The sequence below is a fragment of the Nonomuraea candida genome (assembly GCF_000725485.1).
GTDB lineage: Bacteria > Actinomycetota > Actinomycetes > Streptosporangiales > Streptosporangiaceae > Nonomuraea > Nonomuraea candida.
Genome location: NZ_JOAG01000076.1, coordinates 1 through 24,731 on the forward strand (window position 1 = coordinate 1; position 24,731 = coordinate 24,731).

27 protein-coding genes and 1 pseudogene are annotated in these 24,731 nt (G+C 70.7%); 19 read left to right on the top strand and 9 right to left on the bottom strand.

The genetic code is table 11. The features are described 5' to 3' along the window. Window positions 1–930: 930 nt before the first annotated feature. Window positions 931–1,356: a sensor histidine kinase gene (locus IO39_RS41440; protein WP_043636435.1), complete on the top strand. Its 426-nt coding sequence runs from the start codon at window positions 931–933 to the stop codon at window positions 1,354–1,356. 121 nt (window positions 1,357–1,477) lie between these two features. Here the strand turns inward: IO39_RS41440 and IO39_RS58415 are convergent. Next, window positions 1,478–1,605: pseudogene (locus IO39_RS58415) on the bottom strand (IS5/IS1182 family transposase); the annotation flags it as partial. Between the two features lie 349 nt (window positions 1,606–1,954). Between IO39_RS58415 and IO39_RS57115 the strand changes: the two are divergent. Both IO39_RS57115 and IO39_RS41450 read left to right on the top strand, forming a co-directional pair. After that, window positions 1,955–2,842, top strand: coding sequence for an MFS transporter (locus tag IO39_RS57115; RefSeq protein WP_211267362.1), 888 nt, complete (start codon window positions 1,955–1,957; stop codon window positions 2,840–2,842). Window positions 2,843–3,025: 183 nt separating this feature from the next. Next, window positions 3,026–3,571 carry a flavodoxin family protein gene (locus IO39_RS41450; RefSeq protein WP_052424077.1) on the top strand — a complete coding sequence of 182 codons (546 nt, stop codon included), beginning with the start codon at window positions 3,026–3,028 and terminating at the stop codon, window positions 3,569–3,571. Window positions 3,572–3,987: 416 nt separating this feature from the next. Here IO39_RS41450 and IO39_RS55450 read toward each other — a convergent pair whose 3' ends face one another. Together IO39_RS55450 and IO39_RS41460 are read right to left on the bottom strand one after the other, a co-directional pair. After that, window positions 3,988–4,383 (bottom strand): hypothetical protein, encoded by a 396-nt coding sequence (locus IO39_RS55450; RefSeq protein WP_157549671.1) that lies wholly within the window; start codon window positions 4,381–4,383, stop codon window positions 3,988–3,990. Between the two features lie 239 nt (window positions 4,384–4,622). After that, on the bottom strand, window positions 4,623–5,429 hold the full coding sequence (locus IO39_RS41460; protein ID WP_157549673.1) for an alpha/beta hydrolase: 807 nt from the start codon (window positions 5,427–5,429) through the stop codon (window positions 4,623–4,625). A gap of 74 nt (window positions 5,430–5,503) precedes the next feature. Between IO39_RS41460 and IO39_RS41465 the strand changes: the two genes are divergently transcribed. The 5 genes from IO39_RS41465 (at window position 5,504) to IO39_RS41485 (ending at window position 9,863) form a co-directional block, all read left to right on the top strand. Continuing rightward, window positions 5,504–6,112 carry a TetR/AcrR family transcriptional regulator gene (locus tag IO39_RS41465; protein WP_043636445.1) on the top strand — a complete coding sequence of 203 codons (609 nt, stop codon included), beginning with the start codon at window positions 5,504–5,506 and terminating at the stop codon, window positions 6,110–6,112. Window positions 6,113–6,412: 300 nt separating this feature from the next. After that, window positions 6,413–6,979 (top strand): tyrosine-type recombinase/integrase, encoded by a 567-nt coding sequence (locus tag IO39_RS41470; protein ID WP_084774433.1) that lies wholly within the window; start codon window positions 6,413–6,415, stop codon window positions 6,977–6,979. 348 nt (window positions 6,980–7,327) lie between these two features. Beyond that, window positions 7,328–8,533 (top strand): MFS transporter, encoded by a 1,206-nt coding sequence (locus IO39_RS41475; RefSeq protein ID WP_043636450.1) that lies wholly within the window; start codon window positions 7,328–7,330, stop codon window positions 8,531–8,533. 38 nt (window positions 8,534–8,571) lie between these two features. Continuing rightward, window positions 8,572–9,198, top strand: coding sequence for a peptidase associated/transthyretin-like domain-containing protein (locus IO39_RS57120; protein WP_211267363.1), 627 nt, complete (start codon window positions 8,572–8,574; stop codon window positions 9,196–9,198). Further along, window positions 9,195–9,863, top strand: a complete 669-nt coding sequence (locus IO39_RS41485) for a ferric reductase-like transmembrane domain-containing protein (RefSeq protein ID WP_052424071.1) — start codon at window positions 9,195–9,197, stop codon at window positions 9,861–9,863. The genes IO39_RS57120 and IO39_RS41485 overlap by 4 nt, the downstream gene beginning before the upstream one ends. 27 nt (window positions 9,864–9,890) lie before the next feature. Here IO39_RS41485 and IO39_RS41490 read toward each other — a convergent pair whose 3' ends face one another. Then, the gene (locus IO39_RS41490) at window positions 9,891–10,727 is read right to left on the bottom strand and encodes a helix-turn-helix transcriptional regulator (RefSeq protein ID WP_043636453.1); all 837 of its coding nucleotides are present in this window, start codon (window positions 10,725–10,727) and stop codon (window positions 9,891–9,893) included. A 101-nt stretch (window positions 10,728–10,828) separates the two neighbouring features. Between IO39_RS41490 and IO39_RS41495 the strand changes: the two genes are divergently transcribed. The 3 genes from IO39_RS41495 (at window position 10,829) to IO39_RS41505 (ending at window position 12,968) form a co-directional block, all read left to right on the top strand. Further along, the gene (locus tag IO39_RS41495) at window positions 10,829–11,563 is read left to right on the top strand and encodes an SDR family NAD(P)-dependent oxidoreductase (protein WP_043636457.1); all 735 of its coding nucleotides are present in this window, start codon (window positions 10,829–10,831) and stop codon (window positions 11,561–11,563) included. A 9-nt stretch (window positions 11,564–11,572) separates the two neighbouring features. Continuing rightward, a complete protein-coding gene (locus IO39_RS41500; RefSeq protein ID WP_043636460.1) occupies window positions 11,573–11,941 on the top strand; it encodes a hypothetical protein in 369 nt (122 codons plus the stop codon). Between the two features lie 112 nt (window positions 11,942–12,053). Further along, window positions 12,054–12,968, top strand: a complete 915-nt coding sequence (locus IO39_RS41505; protein WP_043636462.1) for an SDR family NAD(P)-dependent oxidoreductase — start codon at window positions 12,054–12,056, stop codon at window positions 12,966–12,968. A gap of 189 nt (window positions 12,969–13,157) precedes the next feature. On the opposite strand, the gene IO39_RS56360 is transcribed toward IO39_RS41505, so the two are convergent. Next, the gene (locus tag IO39_RS56360; protein ID WP_169789211.1) at window positions 13,158–13,400 is read right to left on the bottom strand and encodes an EF-hand domain-containing protein; all 243 of its coding nucleotides are present in this window, start codon (window positions 13,398–13,400) and stop codon (window positions 13,158–13,160) included. Window positions 13,401–13,647: 247 nt separating this feature from the next. Here IO39_RS56360 and IO39_RS56365 point away from each other — a divergent pair, with 247 nt between their 5' ends. The 4 genes from IO39_RS56365 to IO39_RS41525 all read left to right on the top strand — a co-directional run bounded on the left by IO39_RS56365 (window position 13,648) and on the right by IO39_RS41525 (window position 16,809). Then, window positions 13,648–14,487: a helix-turn-helix domain-containing protein gene (locus tag IO39_RS56365; RefSeq protein WP_169789212.1), complete on the top strand. Its 840-nt coding sequence runs from the start codon at window positions 13,648–13,650 to the stop codon at window positions 14,485–14,487. 310 nt (window positions 14,488–14,797) lie between these two features. Next, window positions 14,798–15,232: a hypothetical protein gene (locus IO39_RS41515; protein ID WP_052424073.1), complete on the top strand. Its 435-nt coding sequence runs from the start codon at window positions 14,798–14,800 to the stop codon at window positions 15,230–15,232. 139 nt (window positions 15,233–15,371) lie between these two features. After that, on the top strand, window positions 15,372–16,079 hold the full coding sequence (locus IO39_RS41520) for a hypothetical protein (protein WP_043636468.1): 708 nt from the start codon (window positions 15,372–15,374) through the stop codon (window positions 16,077–16,079). Window positions 16,080–16,170: 91 nt separating this feature from the next. Continuing rightward, window positions 16,171–16,809 (top strand): hypothetical protein, encoded by a 639-nt coding sequence (locus IO39_RS41525; RefSeq protein WP_043636471.1) that lies wholly within the window; start codon window positions 16,171–16,173, stop codon window positions 16,807–16,809. A 501-nt stretch (window positions 16,810–17,310) separates the two neighbouring features. Here IO39_RS41525 and IO39_RS41530 read toward each other — a convergent pair. Continuing rightward, window positions 17,311–18,801 carry an alkaline phosphatase D family protein gene (locus IO39_RS41530; RefSeq protein WP_084774437.1) on the bottom strand — a complete coding sequence of 497 codons (1,491 nt, stop codon included), beginning with the start codon at window positions 18,799–18,801 and terminating at the stop codon, window positions 17,311–17,313. Window positions 18,802–19,264: 463 nt separating this feature from the next. Further along, a complete protein-coding gene (locus tag IO39_RS56370) occupies window positions 19,265–19,597 on the bottom strand; it encodes a type 2 periplasmic-binding domain-containing protein (RefSeq protein ID WP_043636479.1) in 333 nt (110 codons plus the stop codon). A gap of 408 nt (window positions 19,598–20,005) precedes the next feature. On the opposite strand from IO39_RS56370, the gene IO39_RS41540 reads away from it, so the two are divergent. The 3 genes from IO39_RS41540 (at window position 20,006) to IO39_RS41550 (ending at window position 23,118) form a co-directional block, all read left to right on the top strand. Further along, a complete protein-coding gene (locus tag IO39_RS41540) occupies window positions 20,006–20,581 on the top strand; it encodes a peptidase inhibitor family I36 protein (protein WP_157549675.1) in 576 nt (191 codons plus the stop codon). Between the two features lie 806 nt (window positions 20,582–21,387). Then, window positions 21,388–22,245 (top strand): phosphotransferase, encoded by an 858-nt coding sequence (locus IO39_RS41545; protein ID WP_052424074.1) that lies wholly within the window; start codon window positions 21,388–21,390, stop codon window positions 22,243–22,245. A gap of 168 nt (window positions 22,246–22,413) precedes the next feature. Further along, the gene (locus IO39_RS41550; RefSeq protein WP_157549677.1) at window positions 22,414–23,118 is read left to right on the top strand and encodes a hypothetical protein; all 705 of its coding nucleotides are present in this window, start codon (window positions 22,414–22,416) and stop codon (window positions 23,116–23,118) included. A 365-nt stretch (window positions 23,119–23,483) separates the two neighbouring features. Here the strand turns inward: IO39_RS41550 and IO39_RS41555 are convergent, their stop codons facing one another. Beyond that, window positions 23,484–23,879: a YybH family protein gene (locus tag IO39_RS41555; protein ID WP_052424076.1), complete on the bottom strand. Its 396-nt coding sequence runs from the start codon at window positions 23,877–23,879 to the stop codon at window positions 23,484–23,486. Next, on the bottom strand, window positions 23,876–24,535 hold the full coding sequence (locus tag IO39_RS41560; protein ID WP_043636485.1) for an SDR family NAD(P)-dependent oxidoreductase: 660 nt from the start codon (window positions 24,533–24,535) through the stop codon (window positions 23,876–23,878). Before IO39_RS41560 ends, IO39_RS41555 begins: the two co-directional genes overlap by 4 nt. An 85-nt stretch (window positions 24,536–24,620) precedes the next feature. On the opposite strand from IO39_RS41560, the gene IO39_RS41565 reads away from it, so the two are divergent. After that, a partial coding sequence (locus IO39_RS41565) for a MerR family DNA-binding transcriptional regulator (protein WP_043636487.1) occupies window positions 24,621–24,731 on the top strand: 111 nt, incomplete at its 3' end.

Sequence of the window (24,731 nt, forward strand, 5' to 3'; positions counted from 1 at the left end):
GAACGAACGGGGAGCTATCTGGCCATACGCGGGGAGCCCGCTGGCCGTCAGTGGGGCATTATCTGGCCGCCTACGGGGAGCTTTTCACGGCCACCGTCACACAAGAAGTACGGCGCGACCTTCACCCTCTCGCATCCGCAGACCGTCGAGTACTGGGCGCAGTCCTACGGCTGAGCTGGCCACTGATCCGCCCCGCGTCCGGCGTCACTGTCCGGGCACGTGGCGTGTCCCTCCGCGTGCGTGCTGGTTCTCACCGGCGCGCCTGCGGCCCATCACCCAAGGCCGAGCCGAGGCCGACCGGCTGCCCATCTCCCCGCGCCGCATCCGAGCTGTTCCCGACGACATACCAGCCCAGAACCCGCTCCCGCAGACACTTACCGCTTAACCTGCAGAAACAGGATCACGCGAAGATCGATCCATACACCACATCCGTGGACGTGACCCCAAAGAGATCGTGCTGTCGAGGAGCCGGCTGACACGGGCCGGAGTGCCTGGTGTACCGGGGACGGTGCCGAGGATGTCGCGGCAGCCGATCAGATCCAGCCGGTGGAGTGCTGCGTGGACGGGTTGCGCCCGGCCCGCTCAGGTGACTGGAAGTTCCTGGCCGGACCGCGATCGACCTGCTCTATGAGGTGGTGGCCCCGCTCGATCAGGCTGTCTCGGCTCGGTGGCCTCACGAGGTGGCGGGGGACGCAGCGCGAGCGGATCGGCAGACGGCGACTGCCGCATGTCACAGCGGCAGGTGCTGTCTTGTCGTCAAGGGGCGACAGAAGGACAGCTCTGCCGGCTCCGGAGCTGAAGGGGCGGGGACACCGCAAAGGGCAGCCTGCTGAACAAGACGAGGTGTGGGCGACCGCGTCCGGCTGCACGAGCGGTCGCCTCGCCGCGTGGTTTCCGGCGCCGGCCAGACACGGGACAGGCAGAGGACGGATGACAGAAGAGACGGGCATGCGTGGGAAGAGGAACCTGGCCGAGATCGTCGGAGGCTGGCTTGCCGACTGGTCACGGTCCACCGGGATCACCGTTGAGACGTGGGCGTTGACCGGCGCCGACGTTCCGCCGCATGTCATGCGGGGGGTGTTGGAGGCAATACGTGAGGCGCTCGCCAACATTGAGCGCCACAGCGGCGCCCAGGTCGTGTCGATCGCGGTGACCTTGGGGCGCGGCGGATTGCGGATGACGGTCAGCGACGACGGCCGCGGGTTCGCCCCCGGACGGCCGGGAAGCGGCATCGTCCGGATGCGGGCGGCGTTCGCCGAGATCGGGGGTGCCCTCACGGTCCGCAGTGTTGAGGGTGCCGGCACCACCGTGACGGGAGTCGTGCCTTGGCTCCGGCCGAAGCCACCCGCAGCATAGACCGGATCTCATGCGCGCTTCGTGCAGACCTCTCAGTCGTGAGGCTTGGGCTCGGCGCGACACGCCGCCTGGCATCTGCGCGTACGTGCCGGCAGGTGAGAGCCGGTGAGTGAAAAGTGGCCGCCTCGGAAGGGCTGCGGCGCAGCTTGCGGAGGACCTTCCAGCTCTTCAGCCGGATGTTCGCGCGTTCGCCAGTGCCGCGCAGCCTGGCGGGGGCAGGGTTGGCGCCTGCTTTGGGGACTCGGGCTCGTCCTTGCTCGACGCAGCGGGAAGACCATGGCGGCCTGAGGGACGGTCACCCCGTGCGCCTCGCAGACATCCGCGGTCCGGTTGACCCGCTCCAGCAGCTGCGGTCGGCGGGCGCGTAACTGGGCCAGAGCCGGATACCCGTCCCGCAAGGCGGCCTCGAAGCTCGGCCCGCTGACCGAGGCCGGGGTCGTGCCGACGCTGGTCTACCTGAACGTGGAACGGACCGGCCCCGGACGGGTGCGCGCCAGGGTCACCGGCCGTGGGCTGGTCAGTACCCTCCGTCACCGACTGTCGATCACGACAAGGGCTGGAGCTTTTCGGGCGAGACTTGCAGTTGAATCACGCCGTCTTGAATCGACCGCGCCTGCCAGACGACCCAGTTCGGCCCGACCTCGCCGGCATCGATGGGCGCGAATGTCAGGTTGTAGCGCTGGGTGCTCCGCTGGGCACTCTCATCGGCGACGCATGGGGCTGGCAGACGGCCATCTGGTCCGTCGCCGCAGTCGCCGCCCTCGTCGCGGTCGTCATCGCCGTGCTGCTGCCGCCCATCAGACTCGATCAGGGCGCGAGCATGCGGCAACGCATCGCGCCGTTGACGGACCAGCGGGTCCTGCGGGTCCTGCGGGTCCTGATCGTCACACTGCTGGCGTTCATCGGCATCTTTCTTCCCTTCACGTACATGAGCGCGGTCTTCGCGCCGGCGATCGGCGGCGAGCCGGCCAGACTCGCGCTCCTGCTGCTGGTGTTCGGAGTCGCGGCCACGGCCGGCAACCTGACGGCCGGCTCGCTGAGCGATCGGTACGGCTCACGACACGTCGTCGTCGCCGCCACCGTGGGCGTAGCCGTGGTGTGCGTGATCATGCTCACGGTTCAGCAGGTCTTCATCCTCGTGGCGATCACACAAGCGCTCAGCGGCGTCGTGTCGTACTCGGTCATGGGACCTCAGCAGCATCGGATCATCGCCTGCGCGGCTGCTGAAAGCGCGTCGCTCGTGACCTCGCTGAACACCTCCGCCGCCTACCTCGGCAACTTCCTGGCCGGAAGCATCGGCGCGGTCGTCCTCACCACCACCGGCTCCGCGCCCCTCCTGCTGCCCATCGCCGCGGCCTTCGCCGCCTTCGCGGCGCTCCTCGCCTGGCAGCTACCGGGATCCGCCTCCAGTACGCGCCAGGAAGCCCTCCACAAGACCGGCGAGACGACCACCACACCGCCGCGGCGGGAACCTTCGACACGATGACCTGCAAGCGCACCTCGAACACGTTGCATGGGTCGTCGCGTGGTGAGCACGAGCGGACTGCGGTCCGGAGACCACCCTGCATGCCCGTAACGATGAGGGGATCGGACAGAGGAAGATGATAGTTATGACCATTCTGGTATCCGGCGAGGAGCCCTCGTCCGCGCGTCACTTCGAGCTCGCGTGATGCGCAGATTCCTCTTCCTCCTGGGCAGCGCTCGACAGGGCGGCAACGCCGAGACCTTGGCCAGACGCGCCGCCGATCAGCTCCCTGCGAGCGCCCGGCAACGCTGGCTCCATCTGGACGACCACCCGCTCCCGCCCTTCCGAGACATCCGCCACGTGGGCGGCGGCGCCTACCCGCCTCCGGAGGGCAACGAGAAGGTGCTCATCGAGGCAACCCTCGACGCCACTGACCTGGTGATCGTCTCTCCGCTCTACTGGTACAGCGTCTCCGCCACCACCAAGCTCTACCTGGACTACTGGTCGGGGTGGATGCGTGTGCCCGGGTACGACTTCAGGAAGCGGATGGGCGGGAAGACGATGTGGGCCGTGACCACGATCAGCGAGGAGGATCAGTCGGTTGTGGACCCACTCGTGGGGATGTTGCGGCGGTCGGGGGAGTACTTCGGCGGCCGGTGGGGCGGCGCCCTGGTCGGTTACGCCAACCGTCCGGGTGACATCCTGCGGGACGTGGACGCCTTGGAACGCGCGAAGACCTTCTTCACCTGACCATCCTCCGATCCCTTGCCTTTCGGACGCCCGGCTCTTGGAAACCACTCGCCGGTCGTGCGAGTCGCGCGGGCGACCTGCGGGACGGATTGACCGCGGGCGGAGCCGGCGCGTCTCGGGCTTGCGGTGCAGCTGTGCGCGCTGCCATGGCTCGGGTTCGTCCCAACGACCTTGAGGAGGCGCCGCAGGCGGCGCTGTTGCGGCTGTCCTCGCAACTGACGGTGTTCCGGGGCGCTGGAGTTCTACGCGGCCGGCCTCCGGAAACGCCCGCAGACCCGAAGTGATCAGTCGAAGCCGGTGATGCGGTACGCAACCTGCCGGTGGCGGCGATCAGTGTCCGTGTCCCGCTGCGGCTCGCAGGGCGGAGGCGAAGGTGCGCAGCGCCCTGCGAGCGGCCGGCTCGGACGCGCGGGATCTCAGGACGACGCCTGCAGTACTACTGGTGGGGCGCGGTGTTCCTGCTCGCCCTTCCGGCCGTGGCCCTGCTGCTGGTCACCGGCCCCTTCCTGGTTCCCGAAGCTCGCGCTTCGGCTTCCGGGCGACTGGACGCGATCAGTGTGCTCCTGTCGCTGCTGACTCCTCTGACGATCGGGTACGGCATCAAGGATCTCGCCGTGCGCGGCCTTGCCCTGCCGCCCGTCGGCGTTCTGGCCGCGGGCCTGCTGATCGGCACCGTCTTCGTACGCCGCCGGCGGCGGCTGGCCAACCCGCTCCTGGACCTGGGATTGTTCCGGATCCCCGCCTTCGCCGCCGTAGCCGTCACAGGCATGGTGCTGGTGGGGAATCGTGTTGTTCGGGACCAGCCTGCTCATCGCGCTCGCCCTGCTGCCCCTGACCCTGCGGCGCGCCACCCCGCCGCAACCACCGAGCCGGCCCGGACAGGCTGCCACGACGCCCACCCCGGCGCTCGACCGACCGGGGTCATCACGTTGGGACGTGCGGCTCGTCAAGGTGGCCCGGGCCGTAGTCCGGCAGGTCGGCCGGCTCATCCACGGCGTCGCCGCGCGCGCCACCTCGCGCGGCCTCGTCCAGAAGGTCCGGCAGAGGTGTGTCACGCCCGGCGGCTCAGGGCGCCGCCGAGGAACCGGATCGCGTCCCTGGTCCGGGTCTCCGCGGCGGGGCCGACGTGTCCGGCCCCCTCGACGAGGCGGAATTCGTGCGGGATGGCGAGCTCCTTGAGGACGTCGTGCAGGTAGGCCGCGCCGTCGTACAAGAAGTACTCGTCGGCCGCGCCGCAGTCCACCAGGATCGGCAGGGCGGCGCGGCGGATCCGCTCGGCGTTGGCGCGGGCCCTGCCGTACACGGAGTTGCGGGTGTAAGCGGCGGCGTCCCCGGTTCCGCGTCCCATGGCGCGGTGAAGCTCGCCCAGGACTGAGGGGATGTTCTTCTCGGGGACGTCATGCGGTGTCTCACCGGGGAAGACGGCGGGTGAGATGGCGGCGACGGCGGCGAAGCGCTCCGGGGCGCCGAAGGCCACGTTGAGCCCGCCGAATCCGCCCATGGACGCGCCTATGAGCGCCGTCGCGGTGAACGGGCCGTAGGTCTTCGCCAGGTGCTCGGGGAACTCGTCGGAGATCAACGTCTCCCAGGCCGCGCCGCCGGGCCAGTCGAGGTAGAAGCCGCCCGCCGTGGGCGTGCTGGGACACGCGATCACCGCGCGGGGGAACTCGCCCCGCTGGAGGAGATCGTCGTAGAAGGGCCGCGCGAGTTCCAGCGACTTCGACGACGACATCGCGCCGTGCAGGTGAAGGACGAGTGGGAGCCGTTCTTCCTCCTGCCGGTCGGCGGGAACGAGCACCTGGAACTCGACCTCCTGACCGACAGAGGCCGCGGCGAAGTGCTCTTTGACGATACGCATGTGAATGTCCTCGATCATGGGCCGCTCGTGGGCGGCAGTGGCCGGATAAGTTCCAGCATGGTAAATTTTCCATCATGGTAAAAGAAGGGCTCCGGGAGCGCAAGCGAGCAGAGACGCGGCAGCGCATCTCCGACTGCGCGACCCGCCTGTTCGAACGTGACGGCTTCGAGAACGTCACGCTGGCGCAGGTCGCGCAGGCGGCCGACGTCTCGGTGAAGACGGTGGTGAACTACTTCGGCGCGAAGGAGGACCTCTTCTTCGACGCCGAACCGGCAATCCTCGACGCCCTGGTCGACTCGCTCGGCAACCGCGGCCCGGCGTCACCGACGGCCGCCCTGCGCCCTCTCCTCATGGACGGCCCGCTGCTCACCGCCCCGTGTCCGTGGAGCGACCTTACGCCCGGCCTCTGGGAGGCGGGTCGCGTCTGGGCCCGGTGCGAGCAGGGCTCGCCCACCCTGCGCACACGCCGGGCGGCGATCCTCAAGTCATGGCTGCGGCCTCTCGCGCAGGCCAGCGGCTCGCTGCCGTGGGCCGCTCTGATGGTCGGCGCCCTGATCCTCCGCCACGACCTTCTCCACCAGGGGCTCCTCGACGGCTCCACCCCTGCCGAGGTCGAGCGCCGCTTCAAGCAGACCCTCGGCCACACCCTCGACGCCCTCGACCGCGCCTTTCCCTCCGCCTGACCTGTACGCGCTCGCCTATCGCCGGGCCTCGCCGTAGAGGGGATGCCCGCCGTTCGGAGGGCGATCAGGGCAGGGGGTGCGGCAAGGCAAGGGTCTCCGCCCGTTCCGGTGTGCCGGCCTTCGTGACGATGGCGTGTGCGCGCCGCCAGGCCGGCCGGGCCGCGCCCTCTCTTCCCGTCGCCTTGAACGCATGCCCCACAGTGATCAGCGTTCTGGCTCGCGCGAGCTGCTGCCCGGTTCGCCGGAACACCCGCAGCGCCTCCTCGCCGTGCTCCTCGCAGGAGACCAGATCGCCCAGACATCCCGCTCCGGGAGAAGACCCTGTGGCGGATGCTCTATGAAACGGCGGCCCGGGCCGCGGAGATCCTGGCGCTCAACGTCGAAGACCTCGACCTGGAGCACCGGCGTGCTCCTGTTCGGTCCAAGGGCGGCGCAATCGAGTGGGTGTACTGGGACACCGGCACCGCCCACCTGCTACCCCGGCTCCTCCGGCTCCCGGACGGCACCACGCGTACGCACGGCCCGCTGTTCCTGTCCGAACGCCGCCCGGTCCCGGCCCGCCGTCCTGCGGCCGCCGGCATCTGCCCGCACACCGGCCGCGCCCGCCTCGGCTACGACCGCGCCCGCCTCGGCTACGACCGCGCCCGCGTCCTGCTGGAGAAATACGCCGGCCTCGACCTGCACCACCTCCGCCACAGCGCCGCCACAGCGCCGCCACCCACCCACCTCGGCGAAGTCCCCCTGCAGCTCATCATGGGCAAGACCCGCCACAAGAACCTCCGCACCGCCCTGCGCTACGTCAAGCCTGGAGCAGAGGCCATCGCCGCCGTCACCGAGCGCCTTGCTCCACCCCGGCGCCGACACTGATCTCGGGCTGTTCCGAGGTGTTGCTTGGACGCCTCGTAGCGCCGTGATCCTTCGAACGCCAGATCCGGAACGGAATATCACGCCAGGCCGCTTCCGCCCGACCCGCTAACGCGATTTCCGTGCGTGTGCTGCTCAACCCCCGAACCCTGCTGCTGGGCCAAGCAGCGGTCGAAGATGCTCCTCCCGTTCGACAGCCGGCGTTGGGCCATCGGATATCTGATGCCGGTGATCGCGTGCGGTATTGGACGGTGCGGGAAGCGCGCGGTGACGATGTGATCTCGGCCCCTGGCGCGCCGCCGCCCGGGTCTTCTCGCGCCTTCCCCGATCCCTTGAGGAGTCGAACGCGCCTTGACACGCATCAGAGAAGCCTTACCAGGACTGTTCGCGCTCGCCACCGCCGGGTTCTTGACCATGCTCACCGAGACCATCCCCGCGGGCCTGCTGCCGGGCATCGCCGGCGGGCTCGCCGTCTCGCACGCGCAGGCCGGGCAACTGCTCACGGTCTATGCCCTGGGATCGGTGGTGGCGGCCATCCCGCTCACCGCGCTCACCCGGGGCCTGCCGCGCCGCGGGCTGCTGGTCGGCACGGTCGTGGCGGTCGCCCTGGTCAACCTGCTCACCGCGGCCTCCGCCTCCTACCCGCTCACGCTGGCCGCGCGGGGCGTGGCCGGGATGGCCGCGGGCGTGCAGTGGGCCATGATCGCCGGGTATGCCATGCGGCTGGTGGACGCGCCCCTCAAGGGACGGGCGCTGGCCGTCTCGATGGCCGGCGTGCCGACCGCGCTGGCCCTGGGCATACCGGCGGGCGCCTTCGCCGGCGGCCTGCTCGGCTGGCGTGCCACGTTCGCCGTCATGGGCGTGCTGGCCCTGCTGGCGGCCGGGTGGGTCCGGGTCGCCGTGCCGCCGTTCCCCGGTGAGAGGGCCGGCGCCCGGCCGTCCGCGCGCCGCGTGCTGCTGCTGCCGGGCCTGGCCGCGATCCTGGCCGCGGCCCTGCTGTTCGAGGTCGGTCACATGGGGGTGTACACCTACATCGCCCCCTTCCTGGAGCAGGCCGGGCTCGGCGGCCAGGTCGGCCCGGTGCTGCTGGCCTTCGGCGTGGCCGCCATGGCGGGGCTGATGGCGGCCGGGGCCTTCGTCGATCGGAGCCTGCGCGCGGTGGCGCTCGGCACCCTCGCCCTGTTCGCGGCCTGTATGGCGGGGCTCGGCCTGCTTCCGGCCGCGCCGGGGCCGGTGGTCGTGATCACCATGCTGTGGGGGTTCGCGCTCGGCCTGGCGCCCACGTTGTTCCAGGCCGCCTCGGTCCGCGCCGCCGGCTCGGCGGCCGACCTCGCCCAGGCGATGGTGGTCACCGTGCTCAACGCGGGCATGTCGCTGGGCTCGATGGCCGGCGGCGTGCTGCTCGGCCTGCGCGGCGTCACCGCCCTGCCCTGGATGTCGCTGGCGGTGTTCGGCGCGGCGCTGCTCATCGCGGCCGCCGCGCGTCGGCACGCCTTCCCCGCGCCGGGCCGCCGCCTCGTCGGCGGGTCCCGCGAACGCCCCACGGCGGTCCGATGACCGCGACCGGAGATGACCACGACAGGAAGGACGCGGCCATGACCCTCGACACACGGCGAGGCGGCGGCCGGAAACCCTCGCGGGCCGGCACCGCGCTGACCGCACTCATCGTGACGGCCCTGGTGGCCGGGATCGGCTGGGTGCTGCTGACCGGCGAGCCCGACGGGCCGGGCGCCGCCCGCGTGGCCCTGTCCGCGGAGGATTCCCGGCAACGGGCGTACGCCCCGGAGGGGCGCTCCGGGCGGCGGGAGGGCGCCGGGCCGGCCGGCGGCGGCCGGGGCTGCGTGGCCAGCAGCAGCATGCCGGGAGGGGACAACAACTACGTCCCCGGCGCGCCTCTCGTGAAGGATCTGGGACGCGGATTCGTCGTCTCCGGCACCGTACGGGAGGCCGGGACCTGCGCGCCGCTTCCCGGCGTCCGGATCCAGATCTGGATGCACACCGCCCGCGGCATGGAGGGCGATCCCGGCAACCGGGGCAGCGTCATGACCGACGACCAGGGCCGTTACCGGCTGGAGAGCCTGCCGGTGGTGGCCGCCTTCGGGCAACCACACGTGCATCTGGCCTACGACGAGACCGCCTATCGCCCCGTCTTCCTGCGCCCGGTGCTGGACAACGAGAGCCAGTCCGACCTGACCGTCGACCTCGTCCTGGAGCGCCGGTGACCGCCTGGGCGCGGCGCCTGCCGGTCGCCGGCCTGATCGTGCTGCCCCTGGTGGCCGTGGCGGCCGGTCCGGTCGCCGGGCGCACGGTGATCTGGGTGCTGGGCTCGCTGGCCGGTGTGCTGGCGTTGTCGCTGCTGGTCGTGCAGATCCTGCTGCCCCGGGCGGGCCGGTGGCCCGGCCGGGCGCCGGCCCGCCGGCTGAGCCGTCACCGCGTGCTGGGCCTGGTGATCGCCGGGGTCGTGGCCGCGCACGTCCTGCTGCTCTACCTCACCAGCCCCGACGACATCGCCGACGCGCTGGTGCTGGACGCCCCCACCTACAGCCGGCTCGGTGTCGTCGCCGCGTTCTGCCTCGCGGTGTCGATCCTGCTGACCGCCGGCCGCCGCCGGCTGCGGCTGCACTACTCGAACTGGCGGGTCCTGCACGCGGTCCTGGCCGTCGCGATCGTCGGCGGGTCGTACGCGCACGCGCTCATGATCCGCGGCCCGCTGGACGGCCCGGCCGAACTCGTCCTGCTCGCCGCCGGGCTGGCCGCCGCGACGGCGGTCGTGTGCCGGCGCCTGCTCGGCCTCGACCGGCGCCGGCGGGCAGGGCGGGGGCGGCGGGCAGGGCGGGGGCGGAGCGAGCGGACGGCGGCCGGGCGGGGCGGCTCAGGAGGCGTGTGAGGCCGGGCCCGGGTGCCCTCGGCGGCCTCACAGGCGCTGCAGCCCGGTCACCCGCAGCAGGTCGAGCGCGGTCGCCTCGGGGCTTCCCGGCTCCGCCGAGTACATGAGCACCGTCTGGTCGGTGTCCGGGAGCAGCAGCGTGTCGCAGTCGAGCGTGAGCGGGCCGGCCTCGGGATGGTTGACGGTCTTGGTCGCGCTGCGCCAGGGCGCCGAACGTGCCTCCCGCCAGAGCCGCTCGAAGGGCGGGCTGCCCCGCCGCAGCTCGGCGATCAGCCGTCTCAGGTCGGGATCGCCGGGGTAGCGGGCCTGGGCGGCGCGCAGGGTGCCGACGGCGGCGCGGGCCGCCGCCTCGTCCTCGTCCGGATCGGCTCCGGCCTGGCAGCGGCTGCCGCCCAGGAAGCGTTGCCAGATGAGATTGCGGCGGTGCCGCGGCCAGGCGGACATGTCGCCCTGGAGCGCCGCGCCCAGCGGGTTCCAGGCCAGCACGTCGCCCTTGGCCGACAGCACCAGCACCGGCAGGTCCGACATCCGGTCCAGCAGGCGGAGCACGCTCGGCCGGACGAGCATGGGCACGCGCCCGGCGTGGGGCGGCTCGTGGCCGGCGAGCCGGAAGAGCAGGTCGCGGTCGTCGTCGTTCAGCCGCAGGGCCTGGGCCAGCGCGGCGACGACCTGGGCCGAGGGGCGGGGGCCGCGCCCCTGCTCCAGCCGGATCACGTAGTCGACGCTCAGGCCCGCGAGCGTGGCCACCTCCTCCCGGCGCAGGCCCGGTACCTGGCGGCGCGGCCCGGACGGCAGCCCGACGTCCTGCGGCCGCACCCGGCCACGTGCGCGGCGCAGCACCTCGGCGAGTTCGGCCCGGTTCATCCCTCCATCGTGCCGCAAAGATCGCCGGGCGGGGTGGTACCGCCGGTCCCATGGCTCACCGGTCCTGGCGGAGCCGGCCGGCGCGTACCGATCATCGAGCCATGACCGATGAGAACCTTGAGGAGAACACGGTGGCGCTGGTCACCGGAGCGAACAAGGGGCTGGGCCGCGAGACCGCGCGCCGCCTGGCCGGGCAGGGCTGGCTGGTCTTCCTCGCCGCCCGGGACCGGGTACGCGGCGAGCGGGCCGTCGCGGAGCTGGCGGGCGCGGGGCTGCGCGTCGAGCTCGTCGAGCTGGACGTGACCTCCGACGAGTCGGTGGCGGCGGCCGCCGAGGCCGTGTCCGCACGGGCGGGCCGCCTCGACGTGCTGGTCAACAACGCCGGAGTGGGCGGCCCGCGGCTCGGCCCGGCCGACATGGACGCCGCAGCGCTGCAGAGCCTGTACGAGGTCAACGTGTTCGGACATGTGCGCGTGACGCACGCGCTCCTGCCGCTGCTGCGCAGGTCGGACCATCCCCGCATCGTCATGGTCTCCAGCGCGCTCGCGTCCCTGACCTACGCCGGCGACCCCGCACGCCCCGAATCCGGCTTCCTGAGCCTGGGCTACGCCTCGTCCAAGACCGCACTGAACATGATCGTCTCCCAGTACGCCCGCGCCCTGCCCGGCTTCAAGGTCAACGCCGCCGATCCGGGCAACCCGGCCACCGACATGAACCACCACACCGGCCTGCACACTGTCGAGGAGGCCGCCGAGCCGGTCATCCGGCTGGCGACGCTGGGCCGCGAAGGGCCGACGGGCGGCTTCTTCGACCGCAACGGCCCCGTCCCCTGGTAGGAACCCCACATGACCAAGATCTTGACGATCGGCCTGCACCCCGGCGCCATCGACTTCTCCGATCATCCCGGCCTGGACGAGGCGCTCGCCGCCCGGATCGAACAGGGCGAGGCGGCACTGCGCGCGGCGGGACTGGACACCGTGACGTGCCTCGTCGGCACCGATCCGGCCCTGGCCGAACAGGCCGTCCGCGAGCGGCTGTCGGCCGAAGGCCCGTTCGGCGTGGCCATGATCGGGGCCGGGCTGCGCCTGCTGCCGGAGCACACGGTGCTGTTCGAGCGGCTGGTCAACGTCCTGGTGGCGGCCGCACCCGGCATCCGGTTCTGCTTCAACACCTCCCCCGAGACCACGATCGACGCCATCCGCCGCGTGCGGTGAGAGGGCATACGGCCCTTGCCATAGCCGATGGTTATGGCAAGGGCTCTTGGACAGGCGTGTTCCGCTCTGCCGACCATGGTCGTCACCTCGACCGATCACGGAGGAAACACGCATGACGGACAAGCACCTGCCGACCAGACGTGGCCTGCTCGCGACCGGCGCCACTGGGATGGCCCTGGCCGCCGCCGGAGCGCTCGGCGCCACCGGCCCCGCGTCGGCCGACACCCAGAACCCGCCGGCGCCCTCGGCGGGCAGGGCCGACCGGCGCGGCCGGTTCGCCGGCAAGGTCGTCCTCATCACCGGAGCCACCTCGGGCATCGGCCAGGCCACCGCCTACGAGATGGCCCGGCAGGGAGCACGGGTGTTCTTCTGCGGGCGCCGGGAGGAGCTGGGCCGCCGCCACGAGCGGGCGATCAGGGACTTCGGCGGCGAGGCCACGTACCTGCGGGCCGACGTGTCCAAGGAGGCCGACGTGCGGGCGTTCGTCAGCGCCTGCGTTCGCGTCTACGGCGGGATCGACATCGCCTTCAACAACGCCGGCATCGAGAGCCCCAGGGCCGCGCCGCTGCACGAGCAGACGCTGGAGGACTTCGAGCAGGTGTGGCGCACCAACGCCGCCGGCGTCTTCCTGGCGATGAAGTACGAGCTCGCGCACATGGTGGAGCGGCGGGCCGGCGTCATCGTCAACACCGCCTCGATCTCCGCCGAGGTCGGCTTCGCCACCATCTCGCCCTACAACGCCAGCAAGCACGCCGTCGCCTCGCTGACCAAGGTCGCCGCCCTGGAGTACGCCGGCAAGAACATCCGCATCAACGCGCTGGCGCCCGGCGCGGTCGACACCCCCATGCTCCGCCGGGCGGCCGAGGCGTTCGGGATGACGTACGAGCAGATCGCGCAGGACTATCCGATCAAGCGGATCGTCCAGCCGCAGGAGATGGCGCGCGTGGTGATGTGGCTGGCCTCCGAGGACGCCAGCGCCGTGCTCGGCACCGACGTCGACGCCTCCGGCGGCTACCTCACCGGCTGAACCCGGTGCCTGCACCGATGCCGGAGCCGGCCACCGAGGTCCGAGCCGGCTTCCCGGCCGCCGTCTTCCGGGGGCTCGGAAGGCGGGGGGCGAGCGCGGCGCCCGCTCGCCCCCGTCCATGCCTGCCGGGCTCTGCGCGGGACCGCGCCTGACGTACCGTGGAACGGCCGCCTCACGTGACACGTGTGGCTAGATCACTCCGAAGATGACGCCGCCGGGAGCGCTCGGTTCGCTGGACAGCACGAGGTGCCGGGCCGAGCGCAGGAACTCCTCACGGCTGATCCGTCCGTCTCCGTCGCTGTCCAGAGCCGCGAACCGGTCCGGCGCATCCAGTTCGGTGCCACCCAGCACGTCGCGAAGGAGCCGGGCGAACTCCTCCTTGCCTGTCCCATGTGGAGTCGGGACTATCCCCTCGATCGGCTTCGGCCGCACCAGCCGAACGTCAACTGTGTCCCTGGATGTCCTGGGCGAGGTGTTGACAGCCCCTCAGTGGATGGCCCCGGGACGCCTGCAAGACCGGAAAGGACCCCTGGGGATTTCCGGCCGTGCCTACCTGGAGAACGATGTGATCGAGAACGACCCGGATGCCACTCTGGACCGGGCGGCGCCACGCTGGGGCCTGTCCTGCGGCGCGGACGGGTCCGGTGCCTGCGACAACCCCCGGGGAGAGGCCTGCGCCGTGGAGCGGGACGTTCTGCTCGGCGTGCTGCGCCTGGGAGTGCGACGGTTTCCGCCGCTGCGAGTGCGGGCCGCCCTCCGGCCGTCCCGGAAACCCGGCCTGGATGATCACTACCACCTGCTCGTGCCCTTGCAGGGTGCGATCCGGCTCGTCTGGGACGGCCGGCCCATTCTCACGGGGGTGGGCCAGGTTCTCGTCCACGACGTCACCCGCCTGCAGGAGGCGGACTTCGGCGCAGGAGGCTCCGCCTTCAGAACGGCCACCGTCGCCGTGCCCAGGTCGCTGCTGTCGGTCGACCCAGGCCAGGGCGAGCTGGTCCTCGGCCGCCGCCTGGCCGGGGAAGGCGTCGGCGGGCTGCTGGCCGGGTTCGTCGCGCACCTGAGCGACAGCCTGGACGCGTGCGGGCCGTCCGACGCGCCCCGGCTGGGCCTGGCACTGCTGGAACTGGTGAACGCGGCCTTCGCGCACCTGGGGGAGCCGTCCGCGCCGGCGCCGTCCTCGCCCAAGCACGCCCTGGCCCTGCAGGTCCAGACGTTCATCCAGCGCCATCTCGGCGAGACCGGCCTGAGCCCGCGCCAGGTGGCCGCCGCTCACCACATTTCGGTCAGCTACCTGCACCGGCTCTTTCAGGAGCAGGGTCACACGGTCTCCGGCTGGATCAGGAGCCAGCGCCTCTTACGCGCCCGGCGTGACCTGGCCGATCCGGCGCTGCGCGACGTGCCCGTCCATGCCGTCGCCGCGCGCTGGGGATTCTCCGATTCCACCGTGTTCAGCCGTGCCTTCCGCGCCGCCTACGGCATCTCGCCCAGCGCTTTCAGGAACGGCGTGCCGGAGGTGTAGAGCGAGCGTCATGACACTGTGGACGCTGCGTCATCGACTCCTTCCCCGGACTGCCCAAAGATCTTCTTCCGTCACTCGGGAAGGAACACACATGCGAACTCGAATAATGCTGCAGGGCGTGGTCGCGGCGCTGGCCGTCGCGATCACGGGGTGTGGCGGAGCCGTGATGCCGGCTCCCGCCGCCCCTGAGGCGACAGCGCCCTCGTCCGCCCCGCCCCCGAGAGAGCCGGCCGTCGAGGAACCGGATTCCGATGACGCACCGGCCGGGGAGCCCTCGCCGGGAGAGCCGGCGGCTTCCCGCTCCGCGCGGATGACCGAGGCGGGAACCGAACTCCGGCTCGGTGAGCGGGCCGTGCTCCCGCACCGCAAGGGCAGGATCGCCGTCACCGTGACCTCTGTCGAGGAGGGGGACCGCGACGCGTTCGAGCGGCGGTTCGGGCAGCGGGCGCGCGGCATCGTGCCGTACTACATCCGCTACACCGTGGAGAACGTCGACGGAACGGATCTGTCGTACACGTCCGCGCCCTACCTGCGTCTGGTGACCGCGGACGGGCGCGGGACGGGCGCGGTGGTGGTGGGCGGCATGAGCGATTGCCGGCGCGAGTCCGCCCCGCGTGACTTCGATCGTGCGGGCGCCACGTACGAGACCTGTCGCCTGGCGGGGACCAGGGACGGGGTCGAGGTCGCCGGGGCCGGGTTCGACGAGGACGACTACCGCGACGATCCCGTCGTGTGGCGGCGATGACCACAACACACTCCGGTGACCTCAGCACCGCGCTCCCGCCGCCCGGCCCAAGAGGAGCCCACGAGCTCCGCGTCGCGGCCTCACCGGACGGCCGGCGCATACGGCCGGCGGGCGGCGCCACGAGCATGCCGAGGGGCTCATGACCGGCCTCGGCGGCGGCCACGACGTGTCCGCCCCTCCCTGCGGCAGGAGACGGCTCTCGATCGTGCGGTGGGGCTGGTTCGGGACGGGGCTGGCACTGGCCGGTGCGGTGGCGGCCGGCTGGGGCTATGCCCTGCGGTGGTCCCTGGTGGAGGTGCCGTGGGCGGGGGTGAGCTTCGGCCTTCTCGCGGTGGTGGTGATGCTCGGGCTGCTGGTCGGCGACCTGGTGACGCTCGTCCGGCGCACCGCCCGTCTGGAGCGTGACCACCCTGCCGTCTCGGAGGCGCTGATCACAGCGGGCTCGCGGGCCAACCTGACGGCGGTGGTCATGGGCCTGTTGGCCGTGTACGGCCTCGTCCGCATGCAACGCGGCTTCGCCGGCGGGCTGCCTGAGGGCGGCGACGTCCTCTTCGGCATCGGCATGGCGCTCGCCACGATCGGACTCGTCATGGTGGGCAAAGCCGTGGCCGACCTCACCACCCGTTCCTTGGCGGGCCTGGGCGCGGGCCTGCTGGCGGTGGCGGCCGTGGTGGCTGCCGGATGTCTGGCCGCCGCGACCCTGCCGGCCGAGAGCGTCACCTCGACCGGCCCCGCCTCCGCCGCTCCGCCCGCCACGGTGCACAAGATCGCCTGGCAGTGGCGGCGGCCGCATCGTCCTGTCCGGAACCTCCAGCGCGACCGGCTGGGTCCTGCCGGACCTCGATGAGAGCGCCTGGCTCTACCGCCTGCCCCAAAACTGCACGACCCGATACACCACGGTGGAACCACCACTGACCAGGCATGTCGCGCTCCGTGACGTGGTCGTCCTGCCCGCGCTGTGCATGGATGCCGGGAAGGGCTATGTCTGGAAGCTCATGGTGATCGCTCTGAACCCGCGTGACGGCACCGTGGCATGGCGATACGAGCGGGAGTTGCCCCCTGGAGACGTGCCGACCCTCACAGTCTCCCCCTCGACGGACCTCAACGCTATGCGGCTGGTTCTGGAGCAGGATGCGGATACGGTCGATGACGTGGTCCTGGCCCAGGCGACGGGGCGGGCATACCCTCAGCACCACAACCGCGGCAAGCGGTTCACGCAGTTCACCGCCGACGGCTATCTGACCGTTTCGAACGAAGACGACCGCAAGGAGTACCGCTGGACGCGGCACGGCGGCGGCGCCGATAAGCGCGCCACCGTGCTCACAGCCGACGGCGACAGGTTCGCGTACCTCCCGCTCAAGGACAGTATGCTCGTGGCCACGGCCAAGGCCACGCCTGGCAAGATCGGCGTCCGGCTGGACATCGCCGACTGGGGCACGGCACAGCACCGGCACCTGTCCTTCGACGTCGATGGAGGAACGTCCATCGGTCAGCCCCTGTCGATGGTCCTGCGACCGGCCGCCGGAACGATCGTGATCACCGCTCGCGGCAGCAGCGCGATCACCGGCCTGACGTGACCGCCGCCGCACGGGAGGATCGGCATTTCGCAGCGGTGACACCGCTCGTTCGCCGCGTCGAAGACCTTCCCTCACGACTCCTGACGCATGGGCACCAGGTCATGCCGCCCGCGCTGTCAGGCAGGCCGGTGGAGCCCTCCTGGGAGACGATGTCGGTCCCACCGCTGCCGCTGAACACCGGTGTGGCATCGGGGGACGAGAGCCATCGCGATGACGCCGAGTATCCGTCGCCGCAGCGGCCTGCGGGCGGTCTCCGATGGGGGTAGCGCTTCTGACCTGGGATTCCTTCGAGAAGCACGCTGCTGGGGCGAGCGTGATGATCGTGAACGGACTTCCAAGACCCTTTGGGGTTGACGGCCATGCGAGAGCACGGCGCATCACCCGCGTCGCCTGGAGTGTGCGCTTGTACCGGGCGTCACCGGCACAACGGTTTCGGGAGTGGCGGGTGCCCGAGTCGATCAGCCTCGAACGTCCCGCCGCGGACTCGGACGTTCGTCCGTGTCAGGCCGGGCTGGAGCCCGGTACGCCGTTCTCGACGACGAAGCTCGCCCGGGTGCTGATCGGCGCGCCCGGCCGGGAGATGTAGGGCACCACCCGGAAGTCGTTGGTGAGCGTGTCGGGGGTGAGGGTGAGGCGGCAGTAGCCGCGCTGGAAGTTACAGAACTTCATGTGCGGGTTGGCCCGCAGGTAGTCCTGGCCGGCCGGGAGCATGTCCGCGCCGTCGCGGCCGCTGCTGATCGACGTGCCGACGATCTCCGTGCCCACCACCGGTGAGCCGGGGTCGTCGTAGTCGGTCTTGAGGTCCATCAGGTAGTTGCTGTGGCGATCACCGGTCACCACGATCAGGTTGTCGACGTCGCGGTTGTACGCCTCGGTCAGGATCCGCTCGCGCTCGACCACGTAGGCGTCCCAGGCGCCGAAGAACGACTTGACGGCGGGATCCGGGTCCCTGTCGACCTCGGCCATCGGCAGCTGGTTGCCGATGATCTTCCACCGCGCCCGCGACGTGGAGAACCCGTCGATCAGCCAGTTCGCCTGCTCCCCGCCCAGCATCGTCGCGTTCGGGTCGAGCCTGCTCGCCCGGTCCGACATGTACTGCCGCGAGTCCAGCATGGTGAACTCCGCCAGGTCGCCGTAGCCGATCCGGCGGTGCATGCGGATGCTCGGCCCGGCCGGGATCTGGGTGTGCCGCAGCGGCAGGTTCTCGTACATGGCCTGGAACGCGGCGGCCTTGCGCCGGCCGAACCTCACCGGGTCGGGCGTGCCGGGCGAGGTGTCCTTGTGCCAGTTGTCGTCGACCTCGTGGTCGTCGAAGATGGTGATCCAGGGGGCCGAGGCGTGTGCGGCCTGCAGGTGCGGGTCCAGCTTGTAGAGCGCGTACTGCAGGCGGTAGTCGGTCAGCGACATTCGCTCGTGCAGCATGTGGTCCGGTAGCGGGGCGCCGGAGTGGTCGGTGGTGAAGCCGTAGTTCTCCTCGTAGATGTAGTCGCCGAGGAACAGCACCACGTCGAAGTTCTCCTCGGCGAGGTGCTGGTGTGCCGTGTAGTGCCCGCCGTGGTAGCTCTGACACGAAGCGACGCCTAACGACAGCGAGGCCGGCATGGTGCCCGGCGCGGGGGCGGTGCGAGTGCGGCCGACCGGTGAGATGTGGTCGCCGGAGCGGAAGCGGTACCAGTAGTGGCGGCCGGGCTCCAGGCCGTACACCTCCGGGTGGACCGAGTAGCCGAGCGAGCGTGAGGCGACCACCACGCCCTTCCTGACCACGTCACGGAACTGATCGTCCCTGGCGACCTCATAGATCACCCCGGCGGCGGCCACGTTCGGCGGCAGGCCGCCGAACCCGTCGGGGGCCAGCGGATCCACCGCGAGCCGGGTCCACAACACCACGCTGTCCGGCCCCGGGTCACCGGATGCGACCCCGAGGGTGAAAGGGCTCTCACTCAGCCGCACCGCGGCGTGAGCGCCGGTGTTCCACCACCCCGTGCCGAGCATGATCGCAGCGGTTTCGCCCGGCTGTCGCAGCGGCGGGGTGAAGCAGGCGGCAGCCTGAGCCGGGGATCACCGGGGAGGGCGGGAGCAGCCTGGACAAAGTCGGGTCGGTCCAGCACCGCCGGATGGGCGGGGCCCGGTGAGCGAGACGTGAAGGTATCCGCGAGGAACCGGTGTCTTAGCTTGTCGTTCAACCTGTCTGCTCGCGGTGCTCGGTGAGTGATGCCGCGCGTTTGGCGGTCTTTCCCGCCTCGTGATGACGGGCGTGGACGTGGTTCCTTGATCCTCGCCTCGGTGGCGGCCGTCACGACGCCGACCACTCGGGCAGGTCATCGGGCTTCCCGCCCAGGAAGGACTGGAACTGCTCCTTGAAGACCGGTCCAGGGTTCCGTCGGCCTTCATCTCGCCGACGATCGTGTTGACGACGGCGGTGTTCGCCGACCCCTTGGGCAGCATGATCGCCGCGTCATCGCCGACCGGGCACTGGCCGACCACCCGGGCACTGGCCGACCACCTTGACCGCATCGCCGATCTGCCGGGCGTTCGGCATGACCAGGGTGGTGTCGAGGATGACGGCGTCGATCTGGCGGGCCCGCAGCGCGGTGATCATGTCGTTGATCGACTGGTACTGTCTGGCCCGCTGGACGGGCTTGAGTTGCTCGTTGACGAACCGGTCCTGGACGGAGCCGGGCAGGATGCCGATCCTGGCGTCCTTGATCGTCGTGGCGTCCAGGGTGCTGTCGAACCTCACGAGCACGCCGCTCTTGACGTTGAGGTACGGGTCGGTGAAGTCGGCCACCTTCTCGCGCTCGGGCGTTTGTAGAGCTGGTAGATCGTCAGGTCGTAGTCCTTGGTCCGGCTGCTGACCAGGGCGTCGAACGAGACGTTCGCCAGCTTCAGGCGCGGGATGCCGGCCCGGTGGGCGATCTCGGCGGCCAGGCAGGAGGAGTAGCCGCTCGCGACGTCCTGCGGGGTGTCGCCGTTGCGCCAGTCTCATGCGGTCGGCTGCCTTTTGGTTGACGAATACGAGCTATTCCTCGTAAATTGAGGCGCAGCGAGAAACGAGCTTTTACTCGCGATTTGCCGGTCCCGGGTCGCTGATCGACGGCAGGCCGGTTGGCCGGCATCCCCCGAAACCTCGATCGGTGCCGGGAGCGCCGTGGTGTGCGGCGCAGCCCGCGTACCGATCCATCAGTCAGGAGGCACTGTGCGCAATCCAAGTCGCTACATCGTGGCGATATGTCTCGCGATGATGGTTGTTCCCGCGCTAGGGGCCGGTACGGCGTCCGCCGCCGCCGAGCCCGGCGGCGTCGTCGCTTCCTTCAAAGGCAAGAAGATCAACCTCTCTCGGGGGTGGGGAGACGCCAAGCTCTGCGTGGAGGTCTCCGCTTCCGACGTGCGCTGCTACACGAACGACGCCGAACGTGAGGCGGATCTTGGACCGAGCCCCGAAGCCGATCAAGATGCAGTGTCCGCGCAGGCCATCACCGACTGTCCCGTCAGTTGGGTCTGCCTGTGGGAGCACGCCAACTACAGCACCACGGGCAGGCGGCTCCAGTTCTCCAGCGCCGGAACCAAGGATCTCGCGGCCTACGACTTCCGGGACAAGGCGTCATCCGTGGCCAACAGGCGTGCTCAGTTCGGCGCCACATTGATCGACGTCAGAAGCGCGCAGCCCGACCCGAACTTCCTCGTCTGCGCGGGGTGCGCATACAACCTCCCCAACCACAGCTACATTTACGGCGGAACCTGGAATGACAGGGTCGACAAAATGACCATATGACCTATCTCGCGAGCCCCAGCTTTCGGCAACGCGACCTGCGGAACGCCCCGTTGTCGTTATCGCGATGGCCGGCGCCGGACTCATCCCGAACGCCCGGCCTGAACCTCTCGGCCGGGCGCCACAGCCGCCACCGCTGTGGCGGCTCTGGGGGGATCGAAGCGGAGCCGCCACGTCTTCTCCCGTGCTGATGTGGCCGGGGTTCGCGTCCCTTCCGCGATGGCGTCCAGGAGGCCGGTGATCTTCCAGTAGGGGAGGGCGAAGCCGGTCAGCACCGTTGAGGGCCCCCGGCTGCGCGCGCCGTGGTGGCCTGGGCAGGTGCGCGCTGATGTACCAGGTGGCGCCGGGTGCCGGCACGAGAATCCGATCGTGGGCGTCACACCTCGGGCCGGCCCCTGCGGAGTGTGCCCAGCCGGGGCGGTGCTCCACCGACCGGCGAACTCCCGTGTGGGGCGTCGCCGATCGTCATGCCCGCGCGGCGCGCAGGCCCGCCGCGCGGCAGCCGGCTATGGCCGCACCCGGACTCCCGCTCAGCGGCCGGACACGAGCCCTTCCCTGGCGAGCACCACTTCCAGCGCTTGCGCTGAAACCCAAAGAACTTCAGCATCAGCCGGCCGCTGACCAGCCACGACGTCGTGGTCAACAGCATCGCCGCCACCCGGACCCGCACCGGGCTGACCGTCGCGGCCCGCCATGAAGAATTCTGGTCGGTCATATGAGTCCGGGCCGATGGCCAAAAAAATCACTCGATCATGCCCATATGCTGCAGTACGGTCTAACACTTGGCCGGGTTGAAGAGGGGAACCGCGATGAGCTCCGCCACCTACGTCGAACCTGCTGACTCCGAACCCGAGATCGCGCTGGTCGGCGGTGACGTCACCGAGGGCGTCGTGCGCGTCGGCGACACAGTGCGGCGTCCGGTCGGCTTCAACGCTCCGCTCGTCCATGCCTTGCTCCGCCACCTGGAGGCGGTCGGGTTCGCGGGTGCTCCGAGATTTCTCGGCATTGACGCGGCCGGACGTGAGGTGCTGACGTTCGTCGCCGGCGAGGTCGCTGGAAGGCCGAGGCCTGCGTGGATCGCCGACGAGGCGCGGTTGGCTTCGGTCGGCCGCCTCGTCCGGGCCTACGACGACGCGGCCGCCGGTTTCATCCTCCCCGAAGGGGTCCGGCCTTTCTCGGGGCTCACCGAGCTCACCGAGCAGCCGGACATGCCACCCGCACCGCCCTATCCGGCCGAACTGGTCGGGCACATGGACTTCACGCCTGACAACATCGTGTTCCGAAACGGCGAGGCCGCTGCGCTCATCGACTTCGACATGGCCAGGCCGGTCTCCAGGGTCGACGAGGTGTGCAACGCGATGCTCTATTGGGCTCCGCTGGGTGATCCCGTCGACGCCGATCCGTTGCTGCAGGACGTCGATGCGCCGCGCCGCTGCCGGATCCTCGCCGACGCCTACGGGATGTCGGATACGGATCGTTCCCGGCTCGTCGAGGTGGCCGTGCTGCGGTCACGGCGGGCGTGGTTCTCGATGAAGCAGATCGCCGAGGCGCAGGGCGGGGGTTGGGCGCGGATGTGGCAGGAGGGCGTCGGCGATGAGATCAAGCGGCGGGAGGCGTGGTTGGAGCGAAACGGCGCGGCGATCGAAACGGCGTTGACCGCCCCATAGGTTCCTTCGCGACGGGAGCAACGACGATCTCACCGGCCTCGGACAAGCGGTTCCGAAACGCGGTGACATCGATGTCGCCCGAAGGGCGCCCCAGAACCGACCGGCGAGTGAACCTGCTTCTCAACAAAAGCCACCCGTCAGGAAGCTGCCCGGCAACCCGGCGGGAGTTTGACGGCGGCCAACCTGGATCAGGTTGGCCGCCCATCAGCTCTGGAGTTGAACGAAGGCTGGCCAGATCGGTGGACGGTGACCCAGCGGTTTGACAGCGCGCAGAAGTCGCGCTCGGTACGGGACCTGGTGCAGACGCCGTGGGAGACCGCAACGCCGGTCCGTGGGTTTTCCTGGCGGTGGGGCCAGGGACATCGTCCGGGCGTGCAGTTTCTGGTCAGCACCGGCCGTCACCACGGGGCCGAGAGCCTGGAGGAGGCGCGGCTCCTGCTGGCCTTGGACTTCGCCGGTGACCTGATCGATGTCGTCTCACAACCCTTCGGCTTGCGCTTCCAAACCGCCCATGGGAGCAGGCAACACACACCGGACTTCCTGGCGGCGACCCGGTCGGGGATGTGGCTGATCGATGTGCGCCTCACCCGGGCCCGCGATGCCCGCGACCGCCGGGACGCCGACCAGGACGGTGAGAGCGTCTCCCCAGACGTCCAGGACGTCCTGCGCGACGTCCGGGACGGCGTGATCGAGGTGGACGGCTTGGACGGCGCCATCGCGGCCCGGAACGTCGCCGTGGCCGGGGCCGAGGCCGCCGCTGTGGCCGTCATCGAGGAGCTGACCGGCCGATCGGTGATCGGGTGGGGCCAGGACGAGTCCAGCCGCTCCATCAACGGCACGTCGTCCTGGTACCCCTGGGCGAAAGCCGCGTAGCCCTCGCCGGCCGGGGCCGTCATCCCAGGTGAAACGGTCCTCTCGGCCTGGCTCGCTTCCGGCGGGACGCCGGGTTGCCGGTGTCGGTGGGAGGGCTCGGAGACCGGGCCGGCCGCCGGCGCATTCTGTTCCTGGGCGCGGGAAGGCCGTCGGCGCGCTCGTGGACCACAGCCCGGCCTTCTCCAGCCGGGGTAAGGGTCGCGTGGATCTGGCCGGGGTTCATCGGCTCGCCCCAGCGGGCCCAGGCGCCGGCGCAGCCGGGCGTGCAGGCCGTACCCGGGTGACTGCTTCGTGGCGAGCATCGCCGGCACTGCGTCTTGCACGGCGCCCTAACGGTTGGCCAACCGGTTAGCCGTAAGGAGGTGTCAAACGGTGTTGGGTGAGGTGGTCGTGTGATGTGTCGAAGCGTGGTACTGGTGGATGAGCCAGCCGCCGTCCGCCTGCTTGGCCACGACGGACAGGCGCACCGGATGGAGGTCACCGGTAGGCGCGGTGAAGGTCACCTGCGCGAACCCGTGCACCGTGTCCTGGCTCAGCCGGCCGGCGGACACCACCGTGACCTGCGCCGTCGTGCCGGGGGCGACCGCGGCGTAGTAGTCGAGGACGTCCTGCGGGCCGTGTCCCAGCCGTGGGCTGATGCCCTGGAACAGCGCGTCCTGGCTGAACAGCGCGGCGATCTCGGCCGGGCGGTGCGCGTTGAACGCCTGCTGCCAGTCGTGCAGCAGCGCGGCGAGGACGTCCGCGGCCCCGGTGCCGGTCATCGCGGCGAGCCCGCGTGCAGGGCCTCGCGCGTCCACTGGTCGCGGGGCTGGGTGTGCAGCCGCCAGTAGTGATCGGCGATGTCGTCGGGGTCGAAGTCGGTGCCCGGGGCGACGGGGCCGGCCACGGTGACGCTCGCCACGTGCACCCCGGCGGAGCCGTACTCCTGGTCGAGCAGCGTGACCAGGGTACGGACACCGGCCTTGCCCAGGGAGAGGCTCACGTACTGAGGCTTGGGCTCGGGCATGCCGCCGGTGATGAGGATGGTTCCCTTCCCGCGCGCCGCCATGGCGGGTGCGAGGTGCGCCGCGGCGTTGAGCGCGCCGACCACGTTCACCGCCCAGGCGTTCTGGTGCGCGCGTACGGACAGCTCGCCCGGCGCGTCGGCCTGGATGATCGCGGCGTTGTACACCAGTACGTCCGGCACGCCGTGCGTGCGGACGATCTCATCGAGCGCGGCGTTCAGCCCGGCCTGGTCCGTGCTGTCGGCCGGCGCCGTGACAACGGGGACCCCGCGCCGAGCGACCGCCTCGGCCGCGGCACGCAACGTCTGGTCACTACGGGCGATGAGCCCGATGGGCAACCCCTCCCTGGCGAATCTCCGGGCCACCGCCTGCCCGATCCCCGGACCCGCACCTATGATCACGGCCCCCGACATCGATCTCCTCCTTGCTCTCGGGATCAGCGATACTCGGGACGGTAAGGCATCACATCCATGTGAAGGTCAAGGGGGAGACAACCGGATGCGGATCGGCGATCTGGCTCACAAGACCGGGGTGAACAGGCGGCTGCTGCGCTACTACGAGGAGCAGGGCCTGCTCAGGCCGGTCCGGCTGGACAACGGCTACCGCGAG